The sequence below is a fragment of the Devosia sp. P2_G7 genome, assembly GCF_056403495.1.
Genome location: NZ_JBFUFI010000023.1, coordinates 1 through 19916, shown reverse-complemented (window position 1 = coordinate 19916; position 19916 = coordinate 1). Strand labels below are relative to the sequence as shown.

Genomic DNA, 19916 nt, shown 5'->3' with positions numbered 1-19916 from the left:
AGCCGGGCGGGAGCAAGGAAACGCGGTGCTGGCATTCCGGCCGCCGACCGAGCTGCCATCGTTCCCGCGATGCGGCAGGGGATGCGCCCCGGCACTGGTGGCATAGGCCCAAAACCCCGGCCGGCCGGCGAGGCGTGAGCCTCATTCATTCGCGGACTACCGCTACGGGGCAAACGCCTCGCCGGTCCCGCTTCTACCGGGAACGGCTCTTTGAAACCTCCGAAGCCCACGGGCTGTCGGGCGCATCCGCACGTCCTGTTGATAACCCCGCCTGTTTGTGGCATGTCCCCGCGCAATTCTGAGCGTACCGGCGGGTTCCGCCACAAAATCGGGGTAGGGGCCTTGGGCCGTATCGTAGTCAAGTTCGGCGGCACCTCGGTCGCCTCGGTCGAGCGCATCCGTCAGGCGGCGCTGCATGTGAAGCGTGAGGTCGACGCCGGCAACGAAGTCGCGGTGGTGGTGTCGGCCATGTCGGGCAAGACCAACGAGCTGGTCGGCTGGGTCAATGACGCATCGAAGCTGCATGATGCGCGCGAGTACGACGCGGTGGTCGCCTCCGGCGAGCAGGTCACCGCGGGCCTGATGGCCGTGGTGCTGAGCGAGATGGGCATCCCGTCGCGCTCGTTCCAGGGCTGGCAGGTGCCGATCAAGACCGACGACGCGCATGGCGCGGCGCGGATCATGGAAATCGATCCGACCGAACTCGAAAAGCGCTTCGCCGATGGCGTAGTGCCTGTGATCACAGGCTTCCAGGGCGTAGCCCCGTCGGGCCGGGTCACAACGCTCGGCCGTGGCGGCTCCGATACCAGTGCGGTGGCCGTGGCTGCCGCGGTGAAGGCCGATCGCTGCGACATCTACACCGATGTCGACGGCGTCTACACCACCGACCCGCGCATCACTCCCAAGGCGCGCCGCCTCTCCAAGATCTCGTTCGAAGAGATGCTGGAAATGGCCTCGCTCGGCGCCAAGGTGCTGATGATCCGCTCGGTCGAGATGGCGATGGCGCATAAGGTGCGCCTCACCGTGCGTTCCACTTTCGACGATCCGAATGCGCCGCAGATCGCGCCGGACGGCACGCCGGGGGTCCCCGGCACAATCGTATGCGATGAGGAAGAGATCATGGAAAAGCAGATCGTTTCGGGCGTCACCCTGGCACGGGCCGAATCCAAGATCACGCTGCGCGACGTCAAGGACCGGCCGGGCGTCGCCGCGGCGATCTTCGGGGCGCTGTCGGATGAATCGATCGTTGTCGACATGATCGTGCAGAACGTCTCCGAAGATGGTTCGACCACCGACATCACCTTCACCGTGCCCGATGCCGAGCACGACAAGGCGGTGAAGGCGCTGAAGGCCGCGGGCGAGGCCGGGCGGTTCGAATACCGCGTGCTCAACACCGCCAAGGGCGGGGCCAAGGTGTCGGTGGTGGGCGTCGGCATGCGCAATCATGCGGGCGTTGCGGCCTCGATGTTCAAGGCGCTGGCCGACAAGTCGATCAACATCCAGCTGATCACCACCTCGGAAATCAAGACCTCGGTGCTGATCGATGACGAATATGCTGAGCTTGCGGTCCGGGCGCTGCATACGTATTACGGGTTGGACAAGCAGGACGCCTGAGACGCTTTGACCCCGGTCGCGGCGCCCAGGCGATAGGGCGGCGCCGGGGCCGCCAGGCGGGAATCATGGCCACAGCGATCAGCGGGCCGCGCGTGCTTTTGAAGCAGCTGCGCGAAACCATGGCGGAGCCGCTGGCTTCGCAGGCTCGGCTCGACAAGATCGTCAATCTCATTGCCGACAACATGCACGCGGACGTCTGTTCGTTCTACGTGCTGCGCGATGACGGCGCGCTCGAGCTGTTCGCTACCCGCGGCCTCGAGGCGAGCGCCGTGCACATGACGACGCTGCGGCTCGGCGAAGGCCTGGTTGGCCTGATCGCGGCGCAGGCCGAACCGCTTAGCCTCGATAATGCGCCGGCCCATCCGGCCTTCGCCTATCGCCCGGAAACCGGGGAAGATCCGTTCCAGGCCTTCCTGGGCGTGCCGGTGCTGCGCGCCGGCCAGACGCTTGGCGTGCTGGTGGTGCAGAACCGCAATTCGCACAGCTACGGCGAAGACGAGATCGAGGCGATGCTGACCACGGCGACATTGCTCGCCGAGATGATGTCGACCGCCGATTTCGATGCGCTGATCAAGCCGGGCCAGGACATCGACCTGCGCCGCCCACGCCATTTCGACGGCACCGGGTTCACTGACGGCGTGGCGCTCGGCAAGGTGGTGCTGCACGATCCGCGCGTCGTCGTCACCAACTTCGTCGCCGAGGATACCGAGGTCGAACTAGGGCGGCTGCGCGAGGCGCTCGACCGGATGCGCCTCTCGATCGACCAGATGCTGAGCCATGGCGACATGCAGTCGTTCTCGGATCATCGCGAGATCCTCGAGAGCTACCGGATGTTCGCCAACGATCGCGGCTGGGTCGACCGGCTGACCGAGGCAATCGACAACGGCCTCACCGCCGAGGCGGCGGTCGAGCGGGTGCAGAACGATACCCGCGCGAGGATGATGCGATCGACCGATCCCTACATCAAGGATCGCCTGCATGACCTCGACGACCTCGCCAACCGGCTGCTCCGGGTGCTGACCGGCAATGGCGGCGGCATGGGCAAGAAGGACCTGCCCGACAACGCCATCCTCGTCGCCCGCAACATGGGCCCGGCGGACCTGCTGGAATACGACCGCACGCGGCTGCGCGCCGTGGTGCTGGAAGAAGGCGCGGCGATCTCGCACGTCGCCATCGTCGCCAAGTCGCTCGGACTCGTTGCGGTCGGACAGGCCGAGAACATCGTCTCGATGTCGGAATCGGGCGACGACATCATCGTCGATGGTCCCGCCGGCACAGTCTACCTGCGGCCGACCCCGGACATGATCCAGGTCTATGTCGATAAGGTGCGGCTCGGCGCCAAGCGGCGCGCCCACTACCTGGAACTGAAGGACAAGCCGGCCGTCACCCGCGACGGCCACGAGATCACGCTGCTGCACAATTCGGGCATCGTCGCGGACCTGCCGATGCTGCAGGACACCGGCGCGTCGGGCGTCGGGCTGTTCCGCACCGAGCTGCAGTTCATGATCGCCTCGCGCCTGCCGAGGCTGAAGGAGCAGGTCGAGCTCTATTCCGAGGCGATCCGGCTCACCGAAGGCAAGCCGATCGTCTTCCGCCTGCTCGATATCGGCGGCGACAAGGTGATCCCGTACCTCCGCTACGAGGCCGAAGAGAACCCGGCCATGGGCTTCCGCTCGCTGCGCCTGGCACTCGACCGGCAGGGGCTGCTGCGCATCCAGATCCGCGCGCTGTTGCAGGCGGCCAACGGCGGGCCGATGAAGATCCTCGTGCCGATGGTCACCGACGCCTGGGAATTCCGGCAGACCCGGCTGGTGGTCAACAAGGAAGTCGAGCGCATGAAGCATGCCGGCCAGCCGGTGCCTTCGAAGCTCGAACTCGGCGCGATGATCGAGGTGCCCTCGCTATTGTGGGAGCTCGATCAGGTACTGCCCGAGGCGGACTTCGTCTCGATCGGCTCGAACGACCTGGTGATGTTCCTCACCGCCGCCGATCGCGGCAACAAGCGCGTCGCCAAGTCGTATGACCCGATCGCGCTGCCGCGGCTGCGCGCCCTCAAGCACATCGTCGATATGGCCAAGCGCTACAACGTGCCGCTGACCATGTGCGGCGAGCTCGCCGGCAAGACCGTCGAGTCGCTGGCGCTGCTGTCGATCGGCATGACCAAGCTGTCGATGAGCCCGCCTTCCATCGGTCCGATCAAGGAAATGATCCTCGGCACCGAACTCACTCCCATCCGCAATTCGGTCTCCGCCGCCCTCCTCGAAGGCGCGCATGGCCCCAGTATCCGCGAGCTGCTGCTCGATTGGGCGGGGCGGCAGGGCCTGGTGATCTAGGTATAAATGGCCTCCCTCCCGCAGGACAAACTCGACGCCCTCACCAAGCGATTCGATTCGATCGAAGCGGCGCTGGCCTCCGGCCCGGCTGCCGAGCAGTTCGTGAAGCTGAGCAAGGAATATGCCGAGCTCGAGCCGATGGTGCGGCCGATTCAGGCGTACCAGAAGCTGCTCGCCGATCTCGAGTCGGCTGAGGAGCTGGCCGGCTCCGGCGACAAGGAAATGGCCGAGATGGCCGCCGCCGAGATCAGCGAACTGAAGCCGAAGATCGAGCAATCGGTGGCCGAGATTCGCATTCTGTTGCTGCCGAAGGACGCGGCCGACGAGAAAAGCGTGATCCTCGAAGTGCGGGGCGGCACCGGCGGCGACGAAGCCGCGCTGTTCGCCGGCGACCTGCTGCGGATGTACCAGCGTTATGCGGACCTCCAGGGCTGGAAGTTCACCCTGATGGAAGAGAGCCCGGGCGAGGTCGGCGGCTACAAGGAAGTGGTCGCCAACATCACCGGCAAGGGCGCTTACGCCAAGCTCAAGTACGAATCGGGCGTGCACCGGGTGCAGCGCGTGCCGGCGACCGAAACGCAGGGCCGCATCCACACGTCTGCCGCCACCGTCGCCGTGCTGCCCGAGGTCGAAGAGATCGACATCGACATCAAGGCCGAGGACATCCGCATCGACACCATGCGGTCGTCGGGCGCTGGCGGCCAGCACGTCAACACCACCGACTCGGCAGTGCGTATCACCCACTTGCCGTCGGGCATCGTCGTCACCGCTTCGCAGAAGAGCCAGCACCAGAACCGCGCCACTGCCATGAAGGTGTTGCAGGCACGGCTCTATGAAGAGCAGCGCAACGCCCGGGACAGTGCCCGCTCCGAAGCCCGCAAGGAGCAGGTAGGCTCGGGCGACCGGTCGGAACGCATTCGCACGTATAACTTTCCTCAGGGACGAGTAACCGATCACCGGATCAATCTGACGCTCTACAAGCTCGACAAGGTGATTGCGGGCGATGCCCTGGAGGAGCTGATCTCGGCCCTCATCACCGAACACCAGGCGGCGCAGCTCGCCGCCATGGAGGGGATTTCCTGACACTCAGCGTAGGGGCAGCATGGCGAGGGGTACGCGACCTGTTCCGGCGGGCCGGCATCGACACGGCGGAACTCGACGCCCGGCTATTCGCTGAAGCGGCCTTCGACATGGACCGGCTGGAGCTGGTCAATCGCGAGCGCGAAGAGGTGCCGGAAAAGCAGCTGAAGGCGCTCGAAGCCTTTGCCGCGCGGCGCCTCAAGGGCGAGCCGGTGGTGCGAATCCTCGGCGAGAAGGAATTCTGGGGCCTGGGCTTCAAGCTCAACGCGGCAACGCTGGTCCCGCGGCCGGAGACCGAACTCCTGGTTGAGCGCGGGCTGGAAGTCATCGGTGCCCTCGACAAGCCCCGCATCCTCGATCTCGGCACCGGCACCGGGTGCATCCCGATTTCGCTGCTGACCGAGTACTCCGACGTCATCGGTGTGGCGGTGGATCTCTCCGCCGAGGCGCTGGAGATGGCCCGCTTCAATGCCAACCGGCACGGCGTCGGCAGCCGGCTGACAACACTCAAAGGCTCGTGGTTCGATCCGCTGGAGCCGGGCGAGCGGTTCGACCTCATCACCTCGAACCCGCCCTATATCGAGACCGCGGAGATTGCCGGCCTGATGCCAGAGGTACGCGAGCACGATCCGCGGCTGGCGCTCGACGGCGGTCCCGATGGACTTGCCGCTTACCGGGCGATCGCCGCCGAGGCCGGATTGTTCCTCGCACCCGAGGGCGTGCTGCTGCTTGAAATCGGCTCCAGCCAGGGCGTGGCGGTGAGCGATATCTTCGTCGGCGCCGGCTTTGCCGAAGTCGAAGTAGCGCGCGATCTTTCGGGCCATGACCGCATGATTGTTGCCAGGCTAAACCTTGGCTCTTGAGTATCCGCGAGGAGCGCCCATATTTTGTGCTTGGAAAGCCGGGGCGAACCAGATAGGTTCCCGGTGCTGTCAACGGTGCGAGCAGATCGCGCCAAGGTGACGGCCACCCGCTCATCGGCGAAGCTGCATTTAGCAGTGTTCGATTCTCGGACGAGGAACCGAGGCGCCTTGATGAGCAACAAGTGGTTCAACACGCGATAGCTCAGGCACCGCTGGAACGAGACCGCCCGCGCCCGATTGGCGCCTGTGGCCCCCGGTGCTGATGTCCCCAATGTTGCCTTCAGTATTCTTTTCCAAGGCTTGAAAAGAGACGATGAGACCTAACAATCAGCAGAACAACAACAAGAACCGCTCCCGTGGCCGGAACAACAATGGTGGCCGCAAGCACGGCAACCCGTTGAGCCGCAACTACGAGAGCAATGGCCCCGACGTGAAGGTGCGCGGCAACGCCTCGCACATCGCCGAGAAGTACCTGCAGCTCGCTCGCGACGCGCAGTCCTCCGGCGACAGCGTGATGGCCGAGAATTACCTGCAGCATGCGGAGCACTACTTCCGCATTCTCAGTGCGGCTCAGCCGCAGCAGGGTCAGCAGCGCGACCAGTTCGGCCAGCCGACCAACGAGGACGATTACGACGACGATTTCGAGCCGATGAACGATCGGTTTGCGTCGCCGGAACCGCGCCAGTTCAACCAGCAGCCGCAACAGCAGCACGACCAGCAGCAGCCGCAGCAGCCGATCCCCGGCAGCGAGCCGGTGGTGATGGCTGTCGTCGAGACTGCCGCGGCTGCGCCGCAGGCCGAGGGCGATGCACCGCAGGCCGAAGGCGAACCACGTCGTCGCGATCGCCGGCCGCGCCGCCGGTCGCGCGGGCAGGGTGGCGAAGGCGGGGCCGATCCCGCTGGTGCACCGCAGCCCGACGTCGGCGAGCTGCCGGCTTTCCTGACGGCTGGCAACACGCCGGCTGAGTAAGCCTAGACGCCTTGGAAAAAACCATGAAGGCCGGGATCACTCCCGGCCTTTTGTTTTGTCCGGCGCTCCCTATATCTCCGTCGAGACCGGGAAGCGCCGCCGAGCGGGCATCCGGTCCTGATCTGGCTTGGTCGATTCCAACTGCGATTTCGTTTGAGCCAAATCAACGCTTCAGGCGTTGGATGCGTGCCTCACTCAGGGCGGGTCCGACGTGCCAGACGAGGAGAGTTGAATGAATATCGAGAAATACACCGAGCGCGCGCGCGGCTTCATCCAGAATGCGCAGCAGCTGGCGCTCAGCAATGGCCATCAGCAGTTCGCACCGCTGCACCTCCTAAAGGTGCTGCTGGACGACGACGAGGGCATGTCGGCCGGACTCATCACCAAGGCCGGCGGCGATGCCAAGATTGCGCGGGCCGAAACCGAGGCGGCGATTGCCCGCATCCCCAAGGTTTCCGGCGATGCCGGGCAGCTTTATCTCAGCCGCGAACTGGCGCGGGTCTTCGATACTGCCGAAAAGGCAGCGCAGAAGTCCGGCGACTCGTTCGTCACGGTCGAGCGGCTGCTGCTGGCGCTGGCGGTGGAAAAGGATATCGATGCGGGTAAGATCCTGGCTTCGGCCGGTGTCACGCCGCAGGGGCTGAATGAGGCAATCAACGAGATCCGCAAGGGTCGCACCGCCGATTCCGCTTCGGCCGAGAACAGCTATGACGCGCTGAAGAAATACGCCCGCGACCTCACCGAGGCGGCCCGCGAGGGCAAGATCGATCCGGTGATCGGCCGCGACGAAGAGATTCGCCGCACCGTTCAGGTGCTGAGCCGCCGTACCAAGAATAACCCGGTGCTGATCGGCGAACCCGGCGTCGGCAAGACCGCCATCGTCGAGGGCCTCGCCATCCGCATCGTCAATGGCGACGTGCCGGAATCGCTCAAGAACAAGTCGCTGCTGTCGCTCGACATGGGCGCGCTGATCGCCGGCGCAAAGTATCGCGGCGAGTTCGAGGAGCGGCTGAAGGCCGTGCTCAACGAGATTTCCTCGGCCGATGGGCAGATCATCCTGTTCATCGACGAGATGCACACGCTCGTCGGCGCCGGCAAGACCGATGGCGCGATGGACGCGTCGAACCTGCTGAAGCCGGCGCTCGCCCGCGGTGAACTCCACTGCGTCGGCGCGACGACGCTGGATGAGTACCGGAAGCATGTCGAGAAGGACGCGGCCCTGGCCCGTCGCTTCCAGCCGGTGTTCGTCGATGAGCCGACGGTCGAGGACACGATCTCGATCCTCCGCGGACTCAAGGAAAAGTACGAGCTGCATCACGGCATCCGCATCTCCGATTCGGCCATCGTTGCCGCCTCGACGCTGTCGAAGCGCTACATCGCGGATCGGTTCCTGCCCGACAAGGCAATCGACCTGATCGACGAGGCGGCGGCGCGGCTGCGCATGGCGGCCGAATCGAAGCCGGAGGAGCTCGACGAGCTCGACCGCCGCATCATGCAGCTGAAGATCGAGCGCGAGGCGCTGAAGAAGGAAACCGATGACGGCTCGAAGACCCGGCTCGGTCGCCTGGAGCAGGAACTCGCCGACCTCGAGGAGCAGGCCAATGCGCTGACCACCCGCTGGCAGAATGAGAAGCTGCGCATGCAGGGGTCTCAGAAGCTCAAGGAAGAGCTCGACAAGGCCCGCACCGATCTCGAACTGGCACAGCGGCAGGGGAACCTCGCGCGTGCCGGCGAGCTGGCCTATGGCGTGATTCCGGATCTCGAGAAGAAGATCAAGCTGGCAGACGACCCGAATGGCGACGGCAAGCCGGACAATCCGATGGTCGAGGAAGTGGTAACGCCGAGCCACATCGCTGGTGTCGTGAGCCGCTGGACCGGCATTCCAGTCGATCGCATGCTCGAAGGCGAGCGCGAGAAGCTGCTGGCCATGGAAACCGAACTGGGCAAGCGCGTCATCGGCCAGGCCGAAGCGGTTGAAGCGGTGGCGAAAGCCGTGCGTCGCGCCCGCGCCGGGCTGCAGGATCCGAACCGGCCGATCGGCTCGTTCATGTTCCTCGGGCCAACCGGCGTCGGCAAGACCGAGCTCACCAAGTCGCTGGCGCAGTTCCTGTTCGACGATGAGCATGCGCTGGTGCGGCTCGATATGTCGGAGTTCATGGAAAAGCACTCGGTCGCCCGCCTGATCGGCGCCCCTCCGGGCTATGTCGGTTACGACGAGGGCGGGGTGCTGACCGAGGCGGTGCGGCGTCGGCCGTATCAGGTCGTCTTGTTCGACGAGATCGAGAAGGCACATCCGGACGTGTTCAATGTCCTCCTCCAGGTGCTCGACGATGGGCGGCTGACGGACGGACAGGGGCGGACGGTCGATTTCCGCAACACGCTGATCATCATGACCTCGAACCTCGGCTCCGAGTATCTCGTCAACCTCAAGGACGGCGAGTCGGTGGAACTGGTGCGCGGCAAGGTGCTCGACGTGGTGAAGGCCTCGTTCCGGCCGGAGTTCCTTAACCGGATCGACGACATCATCGTCTTCCACCGGCTGCAGCGCGACCACATGGGCGCAATCGTCGACATCCAGCTCGGCCGCCTGCGCGGGCTGCTGAAGGAGCGCGACATCTCGCTCGAGCTCACTCCCGCGGCGCGCGAGTGGCTCGCCAACGAGGGGTACGATCCCGCTTACGGGGCGCGGCCGCTGAAGCGGGTGATCCAGCGCGAGGTGCAGGATCGTCTCGCCGAGGAGATCCTCGCCGGCCGGGTCGGCGACGGGCAGACCGTCGTGGTCGATGGTGGCGACAGCGGCCTGTTCCTCAGGGCCGCGGGTGTCGAACAGCCCGGCATCGACGCCGCGGCTTAAGAGTCTGGGGCCGGCCGAAGGGTCGGCCCCTTCTTATTCTGGACGCTGAGCTTGTGGCGGGACTGGCAGAGGCCGCAAATTTTAGTACGGCTTCATACGGAGCAGACTGGGCGCTTTCACTTCAGTTCCAACGGGAACCATGCAAGAACAAATATGGAACAAAACGAGCGAAAGCGCGACTGGTAGGGGTCGTGAGATCGATGATGTTGAATTTCCAAGCATAGACGAGGTTAGCAGTCGTCAGTTCTTTGCCGATGCATTTGGCTGGCACGTCTTCAGCTTCAGTCGGACCCGTGACGCGACGCGCGGAGCAGGGTCCGGCTCCCGGATCGGCAGCGAATTCGCAGGGGGGCTATGGCTGCTGCAGGGCCGGTTTGACGCCGTTCATCATGTCGATGAGCAGCCCATAGACCAGCGCCGGATTGCCGGTCGGCTGGTGCGGGTCGATCAGGTCGTGTCCCAGTCCCAGCGTCAGCGGCAGCGTTTCGACATTCACCGTCGCCCCGTGGTTTTGCCAGTCCGCCACAAGGTCCTCCGCCAGCGGGTTGCTGACCGCGTCGTCGGCTTCGTTCAGCAGCATGGCGATGCCGGATCCCAGCGGTGCCCCGTGGTGCGCGGCCTCCATCACCGATTCGCCCAGCCGCATCGCCTGCGCCAGTCCGTGAGTAGCGAAGCGGGGATAGGCATAGGTCATGCCCGGCGGGTTCTGCTGGGTCTTGGGGTCCCACCACACCATCATATTGGGCAACAGCAGCAACAGGTTGGTTGCCGCCCGGTTGGCCCATTGGGGCAGGACGTGCGGGCCGAAGAACGGCGCCATCGAAATCGACTGGTCGGCATCGGCGCGATACTGCGCGAGCCACGACGAGAGAATGCCGCCGGCCGACAGCCCGGTGATTACCACCTCGTCGCCCAGGCCCTTGGCGATCGCCATGGTCTCATTGGCCTCGGCGACCAGCTGCTCGGCCGTGAGGTCGGCGAGCGCCAAACTCAACTGGTCGGCATCTCCATGCTGCGGCATGCGGGGCACGTAGACGTTGTAGCCGAGCGCGAACAGCTGCGGCGCCAGTTTCTCTGCCTGTGCCGGGCAGTTGGTCAGCCCGTGGAAGAACACCACGACGCGCTTCACCTTCTCGCCATGCGTCAGCAGCTGCGACCGGCAGCGCGGGTTGAGCGGCAGGGCCGCTTCGCGTTGCCGGACTGCGTCGAAGCCGGCAAGGGACTGCTCGTAGGCGACGGGCTGTGCGTCGGCGGGCGCCGCGCCGGTCAGCCCAGCGGTGTTGAGCGGCATCAGCGTCAGGAAGGTGAAGCTGCCGACGAGAAACAGCACGGTGAGCAGCGCCAGCGTGCCAGCCAGTCGGGGGATGGTGCGCCAGAAGCTGCGACGTTCGGGGCGCGCATCGGGCGACCTGCGGTGCAGCACCCAGACCAGGGCCACGCCAACCACGGCGAAGGTCAACGTCGCGGCGAACCCCGTCGTTACAAGCGTGACGACGATTCGGACGAGCACGTTGCCGGTGCGGCTCTGGTAGCTGAACATGTCCTGCGGCTCGCGCCAGCCGCGCTGGAAGATGTCGGCCAGCACCAGCACCACTGGGTAGGACAGGAAGGCGACGAGCACACCGGCCGCGGCTCCGCGCATCAGGGTGAAGCGGCGCCCGCGCGCCAGCAGCAGCCACCAGCCGAAGCATCCGGTTAGGAACACGCCCGCAAACAGCGTGGTCCAGGTGACCTCGCCCTTGGTATTGTCGACGAGCTCGAGAATGCGGACGCCGGTGAGCGGCACGGCGACGAGCGCGGCGAGCGCAAAGACGATGCCGGCAATCAATGTCCACCAATGGTGGGCGGCACGGCGGGGTGGCGTGTTGTTCGGCTGGTCGCTCATTTCGATCTCTGACATCTCGGGAACGACCCTGCGCCGCAATATCTTGCAGTAGAGTCTAGCATCCGATTGCAGGGAATATCTCGGCAATTTGGTATGCACGCCGGTGCTGTAATCGCCAGCGCAATGACGGTAAAATTGCGCGGCCAATATTGATCGGTTGTCGGCAGCAACGCTGCAAGTCTAGTGCGTCCAGAGATCCGAGCGACCAGCTCCGGAGGATGATGTGCAGCTCCCCAGATGGCTCCTGCGGCTGATCGGCCTGTTCTCCGAGATGGGCCTGGTGGTTGGGTCCATCCTGTTCTCGCTGGCCTTGACCCCCTCGCTGCTGCCCCGCGGCGCGCTGGTCCAAGGAGTGCTCTCCGGATGCGCCTTCGCCATCGGCTACGGCATCGGGGTGTTCCTCGAGTGGCTGTGGGACTACATGGGGCTGAAGCTGCCGGACTCGAAATACACCGCCTGGCTCAAGCTGGTCGTGGCGATCGGCTGCATCATCCTGATGGCCGTCTGCCTTTACCAGACCACCGGCTGGCAGAACTCCGTCCGTGCGGTGATGGGGATGTCGCCGGTCGAGAGCGGGCACCCGCTCTGGGTGCTGCTGATCGCCCTCGTCCCGGCCGCCATCCTGATCGTCATCGGCAGGCTGCTGGTCTACGGCGTCAGCTTCGTGTCGCAACGGCTGGTGCGCTACGTGCCGCGCCGGGTGGCGATGGTGGGCAGTCTGGTGGTGGTCGGTATCGTCGTCACCACTCTGTTCAACGGGTTGCTGCTGCGCGGGGCGCTGCGCGCCGCCGATGAGTTCTTCCTCCGGCTCGATAGTATTGCCGGCCAGTTCGGCACGCCGCCGGCCGGTCCGCTGCAATCGGGCAGTGCGCAGTCACTGATCGACTGGAGCACCATCGGGCGCGACGGTCGCATCTATGTCGCTTCCGGCCCGACCAGGGCCGATATCGAGATGGTCATCGGGCGGCCGGCGCTGGAGCCGCTCCGTGTGTCGGTCGGGCTGCGCTCCGCCGACAGCATCGAGGAGCGGGCGGCGCTGGCATTGGCCGAGATGAAGCGGGTCGGGGCGTTCGATCGCACGGTGCTGGTGGTGATCACGCCGGTCGGCACCGGCTGGGTCGATCCGGCCGGCGTGGATACGCTCGAATACCTGATGGCCGGCGACGTCGCGTCGGTGTCGCTGCAATATTCCTATCTGCTCAGCCCACTATCGCTCATTGTCGAGCCGGATTACGGGAGCGACGCCGCGCAAGCCCTGTTCAATGTCGTCTATGCGTACTGGACGACGCTGCCGCATGATCGGCGGCCGCGGCTTTACCTCAACGGCCTGAGCCTCGGCGCACATGCGTCGCAGGCCTCGACGCATTTCTTCGACGTGCTGCAGGATCCGTTCCAAGGCGCGCTGTGGGTAGGGCCGCCCTACACCAGTGGTATCTGGCGCTGGGCCACCAACAATCGCCAGCCGGGCTCGCGCGAGTGGCTGCCGCGCTTCGGCAACGAGACCACCATCCGCTTCAGCAATCAGGGCGGCGGGCTCGAAGTCCCCGGCATCCCCTGGGGGCCGATGCGCATCGCCTTCCTGCAGCATGCCAGCGATCCGATCGTATTCTTTAGCTTCGACGCGCTGCACCGGACGCCGGACTGGCTGAAAGGCGAGCGGGCGCATGACGTCTCGCCGATTCTCAACTGGTACCCGTTGGTCACCTTCCTGCAGCTGGGCATGGACATGGCGCTGGCACTCGACGTGCCCCCCGGCTACGGCCACAACTACTCGGGTTCCGACTATATCGATGCGTGGCGTGCGCTGGTTGAGCCGCCCGGCTGGGACGACGCGGCGATCGAGAAGCTGAAGCTGGTGGTTGCCGAGCGCCTCGCGGCGGTTCATCCAGACAAGGCCGTGACCAAGTGACGAACCGGCAGGTTGCCGGACAATGGTGGTGGACGCTGGTTGCCGCCGCCATCTTCGGTCTCGCGGCTGTAGTTGCCGCGCCGGTTATCGGCTTCGACGTGGGCGGGCCGCTCGGGGTGGAGATGTCACCGGGCGGCTGGATCAGCACATTTGCCGGCACGTTTCTCACCGGCTATCTGGCGTGGTGGCTGGTCATCGGCTGGCCACGGCGGCTGTCGCTGGCGCGCGGCGCCTTTGCCGGCATGCTGGTGGGGTTGTTCTCCTACCCGATCGTGCTGGGCCTCGCCGATCTGCAGAGCAAGCCAGTTGAGCCGGTGGCTCTCGCCGAGCGTGGCTTCGGCGTGCTGGAACTCGCCATACTTACCCTGTTGACCACCGGCTTTGCCGCGGCCCTGATCATGGCGGGAGCAGGAGTGCTGACCGCGCTGCTGCTGCGGCCGGTCTATCCACAAACGGCGCCGCGGCCGATACCGTGGCTGGCCAAGCTCGGCGCGGCTGTTTTGACGATGGTCGTCCTGGCGCTGACCGCCGGCTTCATCTGGCTCTCCCAGTTGCCACTTGATGCCGAAAGTCTCGCCGAGAATCGTCCGCCCACCGCGCCGGTCGTTACCTACGAGGCGGCAGTTGCCGCGTTCGCCGCTATCGAGGCCGACGAGGCAGCACTGCCGTTGCACCCAGGCTGCCGTTCCCGCCTCCTCAGCCACGGCGCGAAAGTCGCCCGCGTGGTGCTCTACCTGCATGGTCTCACTAACTGCCCGCTGCAGGCGGAGGAACTGGCGCAGCAGCTGTTCGCGCTTGGCTACAATGTCTACCTGCCGCGCTGGCCGGGCCATGGCGAGGCCGACCAGATGACGCTGGCGCTGGTCGATCTCGACGCCGAGACCATGGTGGCGAGCACCGACCAGGCCATCGACCTGGTGCATGGGCTCGGCGACGAGGTGACGGTCATCGGCATGTCGGCGGGCGGGGCGATGACTGCCTGGGCGGCGCAATACCGGGCCGATGTGGCGCACACAGTGGCGGTGTCGCCTTTCCTCGGCCCGCATTTCGTGCCGCCCTGGGCCAATCGCGCCGCTGCCAACCTGCTGCTCATGATGCCCAACACGATGCTGTTGTGGAACCCGCTCGAGCCCGAGGGATCGCCGGGCATGGAGCACTCCTATCCGCGCATCCCGACTCACGCGCTGGCGCAGTTCATGCGGCTTGGCGAGGTCATCGGCGACGGAGCGCGGGCCGATCCGCCGCGTGCAGCCGGGCTCGGCATGCTGCTGAACGACGCCGATTTCGCAGTGAACAACGAGCTGGCGCGCCAGCTGATCGCGGCGTGGCGGAGCAGGGGCAGCACGGTGGACGTCGAGGTGCTGCCGCGCTCCGACCGGCTGCCGCACGACCTGATCGACCCCCGCATGCCGGGGGCCAGGACCGAATTGGTATACCCGCTGCTGCTCGAAATGCTGGCCCGTCAACCACCCGCCAGCCGATAAGTTTGACCGCGGGTCGATTGCCAGCAGGTTCGGGGTGCGATAGGAACAAAAAGAGAACAGGAGTGTCGAAGATGATGCAGCGGTACCAGATCGACTACCTCGAGTTCCCCTCTACCAGCGTGCAGAACAGCCATCGCTTCTTTGCCGAAGCCTTCGGCTGGGCGTTTACCAGCTATGGGCCGTCCTACGAGGCGATCAACGATGCGGGGATCGATGCCGGCATCGACTCAGGTGAGGGGCGGACCGAAAAGCCACTGGCCGTGATCCGCACCGAGGATCTCGAACTGGCCGAGCGCGAAGTGCTGGCGGCGGGGGGCGAGATCACCAAGCCGGCCTTCGATTTCCCGGGCGGTCGGCGGTTCCACTTCCGCGAACCGGGCGGCAACGAACTCGCCGTATGGATCGAGAAGGCGTAGGCTCCCGGCCAGCCAGAGGGAGCCGGGGATGAACGACGTCAAATCAAGTGCCGCGCCGGCCACCTTCTGTCCGGCCGAGAATCGTATCTATGTGCTCGTCGCGGCCATCCTCGCCTCTTCGATGGGATTCATCGACGGCTCGGTGCTGTCGATCGCCACCCCGGCCATCCGGGCGGATCTCGGTGCGACGCTGGCCGACGCGCAGTGGGTGTCGAACGCCTATATGCTGTTCCTCGCCTCGCTGCTGCTGATTGGCGGCGCGGCGGGCGACCGCTTCGGGCTCAGGAACGTCTTCGCGATCGGCATTGTGCTGTTCGTCGTCGCGTCGCTGGTCTGTGCGGTGGCGCCGAACCCGACCTTCCTCATTATCGCTCGCGCGGTGCAGGGGCTCGGCGCGGCGCTGATGGTGCCGGGCAGCCTCGCGATCATCGCCAAGGCCTATCCGCGGGAGGAGCGCGGCAAGGCCATCGGGCTGTGGTCGGCGTTCTCGTCGCTCACCACGATCCTCGGGCCGGTGATCGGCGGGTTCGTGCTCACCACGATGGGCGACTGGAGTTGGCGGCTGGTGTTCGCCATCAACCTGCCGCTCGGTGGTATCGCGCTGGCGTTGCTGTTCCTCAAGGTTCCAGCCGATCAGCCGGAAGAGGGCAGGCGGCTCGACCTGGTCGGTGGCGCGCTGATCACGGTGGCGCTGTTGCTCATCGCTTTGGGCCTCACCGGGACGGGTGGGAACGCGCCGATGCTCAGCCACATCCTCATCTATTGCGGCATCGGCATCGTCGCACTGGTCGGTTTCATTGTATGGGAGGCGCGCAGCAGTGCGCCGATGCTGCCGCTGCACCATTTCAGGAACGCCGCCTTCTCGGGAGCGCAGGGGCTGACCTTCGCGCTCTACTTTGCGCTCGCCGCCATCAGCTTCTTCCTGCCGATGACATTGATCGGCGGCTGGGGTGTCACGGCAGCCGAGGTGTCGATCGTCTTCCTGCCGCTCGGCATCGCGCTCACCCTCTTGTCACCTTACGCCGGCCGGCTTGCCGACAAGGTGGGGCCGGGACCGATGATTGCCGGCGGCGCTGCCATCGTGGCGCTTTCCTTTGCGCTCCTGGGTCTCCTTGCGCCGCTGCAGAACATCTGGATCGCGGTGCTGCCGCAGACCATCCTGCTGGGCATCGGCATGAGTGCGGTGGTGTCGCCGCTCTCTACCGCCGTGATGACCTCGGTCGAGGATCGAGATACCGGCCTTGCGTCGGGGGTCAACAACGCGGTGGCGCGCGTCGCCGGTCTCCTCGCCGTGGCGCTGATGGGCGGGGTTGCGGCCTTCGTGTTCGAGCGCTCGCTGGGGGGCTTTGCAGAATTGCCGGTGTTCTTCGGCATGCAGCCCGACGCACCACTTGCCGGCGATGCAGAAACGGCGCGTCAGGTCGCCAACAACGCCGCCTTCGGCGCCGTCGCCTACGGCAACGCCGCGCTGGCACTGCTGTCGGCGGTCATCGCCTGGTTTACCCAGGAGAACAAACTGAAGAAGAAGGCCGGATAGGCGACGCGCAGGCGCGTGAGGCCTCCCAGCCACCGGGGCATTCCCGCCGCGATGGCGCCTCGGGCACGAAAAACGGAGTCTCCGCTTTCGCGTGAATGACGCCGGGGATGTGGAGAGGACCGGGGGCCGCCAGGCCTAGTTCAGCGAGGCCACCGTCATCGGCGCGGCGTCGCGCTTCATCAGGTCGCGGATCTGGGCGATGGTCTGCTCGAAATTGCCCTCGTACTGGGCGGCCAGCGACTTGTCGCGCGGCAGCTTGACGCTCAGCGGATCGACGAAGCGGCCGTTGACCTTGATCTCGAAGTGCAGGTGCGGGCCGGTGGAATTACCGGTCGAGCCGACATAGCCGATGATCTGGCCCTGCCGCACCTTGGCACCCGGCTTCATGCCGTCGGCGATGCGGCTCATGTGGCCGTAGCCGGTCTCGAAGCCGTTGACGTGCTTGAGCTCGACATACTTGCCATAGCCCGAAACCCACTGCGCCTTCTCGACCACCCCGTCGCCAGAGGCATAAATCGGCGTGCCGGTCTTCGAGGCGAGGTCGACGCCGGTGTGCATGCGGCGCGACTTGAAGATCGGATGGACGCGGTTGCCGAAGCGGCTGGCGAGACGCCCGCCACCCTGCAGCGGCCGCCGGGTGAGGAAGCGCTTCCCGGTCTCGCCGTCCGGATCGTAGAAATCGACGGTGCCGTCATCGGTGCGGAAGCGGAACAGCTCGCGCGTCGTGGTGCCGAGCTTCAGCGCCACATAAAGCAGTTCCTGGTGTCCGGTCGCGTCCTTCTCGGTTTCGAGAATTTCGATGGAGTCGCCGGCGCTGATGCGCTTGGTCAGGTCGATGTCGTAAGCGAACATCGCGACGATGCGCGAGGTGATGGCGTCGTCGATGTCGTGCTTGCGCGCCGTTTCCCAGATCGAGCGATAAACGGATGGAAGGTTGTTGACGTTGATTTCCTCGGTGTCTTCGTCCGGGAATTCGATCTTGGGGGGCTCGAGGCCGAGCACATAGCTGCCGCGATCGGTCAGCGCAGCGGTGGCCGCGTGCTTGATCTCGCCGGATTTGGGATCGGGGAAGTAGATGCTGAGGCGATGCGGAATCAGCGTCTGCGAGTTGCGCGACGGGCCCATCAGGATACGCAGTCGCGCGCCACCCGGCACGTTGGTCGATTGCAGCACGTTCTTCAGCGTCGCCGAAATCATCTCGTAGGTCTGGGGGTCGAAACCGTTCTTCAGCAGCGGGTCCTTCAGCGAGCCCGCCTCGCGCACCGTGACGACGCGCTCGGACCGGCCCAACCCGGCTTCCTCCGCCAGCTTGGTCTTGGGAAGGATGCTGACATTTTCCGCGACGCCCGAGAGCCCACCATCGGTGACGACACCGAGATCGCGGACGCCGGTGTCGGGGGCGGCATAGGCCAGCGCTACTTCACCGTCGCCGCCGCCTTCGGCAAACAGATTCTCCACGGTCAGGCGTACGAAGTCGGAAGCGCTCTTGTCGCTGATGGCTGGAGCGGGAACGAAGGTCGCGGGCAGGGCGGCGGTCTTGATCTGGACCTCGCCTTCCACCTCGGCGCCGTAGATCTCGGGGTTGGCGACATCGTCATCGTCGCTCACCACCGGTTGGCTGGCATCGATCATAGCCACGGGGTCGTAGTCAGGAATATCGCCCGAGAGCGCGGTCGCGGCGGTGGCGAGCGTGGCGCGGACGCGAACGAAAGGTTGCTTCCGGATCAGGGCGCGGCCATCGACGGTCTCGCGGATCGAGGCCTCGACGATCTCGAGCTCCGACTGGGTCTTGGCTACCGGGCGAATGCGATCGCCCTTGACCTGTGAATCGGCGGGAGCCTCGGCCGGCTTGGTGATGAGCTGCAGCGCCTCGTAGGCGGTGGAGAACGTGTCCTGGCCCTCGAACGACACATAGAGGGCGGCGCCCATCAGCAGCACCGAGGTGAGGCCGGTCATCACCGTACCGGTGAGCCAGGCGAAGCTCAGTTCGCGGCCATGCGGAATCTCACCATCGGTGGATTGCACGGTCAGTGCCGGACCGTCCTCGAAGCCACTGGCCTTGAGAAGCGCGGCGGTGCGATTACGCTGTGCTGGGTTCAACCCTGTTCGCCTGCTGCCTGATGCCGAAGCCCTACGCCCCTTGGCCAGAAGCAGTGCCGCGCACTCACGCGCGAGTCAACTCACTAGCCACGGCTCTTGGTGGGAGGACAATGCGGCAAAACTAGGCCTCGGACCTGATAGGGCAGGGAGAGCGGCAGCGTATCACCAGCTGGCACGGGCGATCGCGAGGCCATCTCGGCAATCGGCGAAAGGAATCTCGCACCAGTTCATGCGCCGATTTCGCGCCGCACGGAGATTTCCACAGGCCCAAGACCTGCCCGAAGTTCCCTTGAACAAGCTGATTGCGAACCCCAGATGACAGTGCCCGCGCGCGCGTGCTATATACCCACGTGTACGGGTTGGATGGCGGTCCGACCCGGTGCCGGCGAAAATGTCAGATTCGTCATCTTGGCCGGTTGACACCCCAAGGGGTCACCCATATAACCCGCCAATCGCTGAAGACCGCGGCGCCGGAAACGACGCCAAAGACTGAAGCAAGCCACTGAAATTGCAAAGAAATTAGCGATTTCAGGTTTTCAAAATTCGGGCCTTCCGAAAGCTGAAAACAGGGTGTTGACAGGCTAGGGTGCCTCGAATACAACCCGGCCTCGCTGACGACGCCGAGCACTTGCTGCTCCCACTGTTCAGCGTTTACTGAAAGGGCAGAGCCGCTGCCGGGCAACCGGAAGATAGGTTTCTGTTCTCTAGGAATTTTGGAAGCCTAGCTTCCACCGACGCCGCCGTCGAGAGACGTACCCGGGGTCAGTTCTTTGACATTGTGAAGATTGGAAGAAAGAGAAACGTGGACGGCGAGGTTCTTGCGGTCTGATCGAAAGATCGGGCAAATAGACTTCGACGGTACGTTTTCTCA

Annotated in this window: 12 protein-coding genes; 10 read left to right on the top strand and 2 right to left on the bottom strand. The window is 65.2% G+C overall.

Annotated elements, in window-relative coordinates; genetic code table 11:
- Nucleotides 1-342 precede the first annotated feature (342 nt).
- The 6 genes from AC1DWU_RS22785 to clpB all read left to right on the top strand — a co-directional run bounded on the left by AC1DWU_RS22785 (nt 343) and on the right by clpB (nt 9714).
- Nucleotides 343-1614, top strand: a complete 1272-nt coding sequence (locus tag AC1DWU_RS22785; protein WP_477152308.1) for an aspartate kinase — start codon at nt 343-345, stop codon at nt 1612-1614.
- 65 nt (nt 1615-1679) lie between these two features.
- On the top strand, nt 1680-3947 hold the full coding sequence (ptsP, locus tag AC1DWU_RS22780; RefSeq protein WP_477152307.1) for a phosphoenolpyruvate--protein phosphotransferase: 2268 nt from the start codon (nt 1680-1682) through the stop codon (nt 3945-3947).
- A gap of 6 nt (nt 3948-3953) precedes the next feature.
- Nucleotides 3954-5030 (top strand): peptide chain release factor 1, encoded by a 1077-nt coding sequence (gene prfA / locus AC1DWU_RS22775; protein WP_477152306.1) that lies wholly within the window; start codon nt 3954-3956, stop codon nt 5028-5030.
- Nucleotides 5027-5890, top strand: coding sequence for a peptide chain release factor N(5)-glutamine methyltransferase (gene prmC / locus AC1DWU_RS22770; RefSeq protein ID WP_477152309.1), 864 nt, complete (start codon nt 5027-5029; stop codon nt 5888-5890). The genes prfA and prmC overlap by 4 nt, the downstream gene beginning before the upstream one ends.
- Before the next feature lie 313 nt (nt 5891-6203).
- On the top strand, nt 6204-6860 hold the full coding sequence (locus AC1DWU_RS22765) for a DUF4167 domain-containing protein (protein ID WP_477152305.1): 657 nt from the start codon (nt 6204-6206) through the stop codon (nt 6858-6860).
- A gap of 232 nt (nt 6861-7092) precedes the next feature.
- The gene (clpB, locus tag AC1DWU_RS22760; RefSeq protein ID WP_477152304.1) at nt 7093-9714 is read left to right on the top strand and encodes an ATP-dependent chaperone ClpB; all 2622 of its coding nucleotides are present in this window, start codon (nt 7093-7095) and stop codon (nt 9712-9714) included.
- Nucleotides 9715-10066: 352 nt separating this feature from the next.
- Here the strand turns inward: clpB and AC1DWU_RS22755 are convergent, their stop codons facing one another.
- The gene (locus AC1DWU_RS22755; protein WP_477152303.1) at nt 10067-11599 is read right to left on the bottom strand and encodes an alpha/beta hydrolase; all 1533 of its coding nucleotides are present in this window, start codon (nt 11597-11599) and stop codon (nt 10067-10069) included.
- A 223-nt stretch (nt 11600-11822) separates the two neighbouring features.
- On the opposite strand from AC1DWU_RS22755, the gene AC1DWU_RS22750 reads away from it, so the two are divergent.
- From AC1DWU_RS22750 to AC1DWU_RS22735, 4 genes are all read left to right on the top strand, one after another.
- Complete coding sequence (locus tag AC1DWU_RS22750) at nt 11823-13508, top strand: alpha/beta hydrolase (RefSeq protein ID WP_477152302.1); 1686 nt, start codon at nt 11823-11825, stop codon at nt 13506-13508.
- A complete protein-coding gene (locus AC1DWU_RS22745) occupies nt 13505-14992 on the top strand; it encodes an alpha/beta hydrolase (protein ID WP_477152301.1) in 1488 nt (495 codons plus the stop codon). Before AC1DWU_RS22750 ends, AC1DWU_RS22745 begins: the two co-directional genes overlap by 4 nt.
- 71 nt (nt 14993-15063) lie before the next feature.
- Nucleotides 15064-15408, top strand: a complete 345-nt coding sequence (locus tag AC1DWU_RS22740; protein ID WP_477152300.1) for a VOC family protein — start codon at nt 15064-15066, stop codon at nt 15406-15408.
- Nucleotides 15409-15436: 28 nt separating this feature from the next.
- Nucleotides 15437-16945 carry an MFS transporter gene (locus AC1DWU_RS22735; protein ID WP_477152299.1) on the top strand — a complete coding sequence of 503 codons (1509 nt, stop codon included), beginning with the start codon at nt 15437-15439 and terminating at the stop codon, nt 16943-16945.
- Between the two features lie 135 nt (nt 16946-17080).
- Here AC1DWU_RS22735 and AC1DWU_RS22730 read toward each other — a convergent pair whose 3' ends face one another.
- Nucleotides 17081-19045, bottom strand: a complete 1965-nt coding sequence (locus tag AC1DWU_RS22730; RefSeq protein WP_477152298.1) for a M23 family metallopeptidase — start codon at nt 19043-19045, stop codon at nt 17081-17083.
- Between the last annotated feature and the right edge of the window lie 871 nt (nt 19046-19916).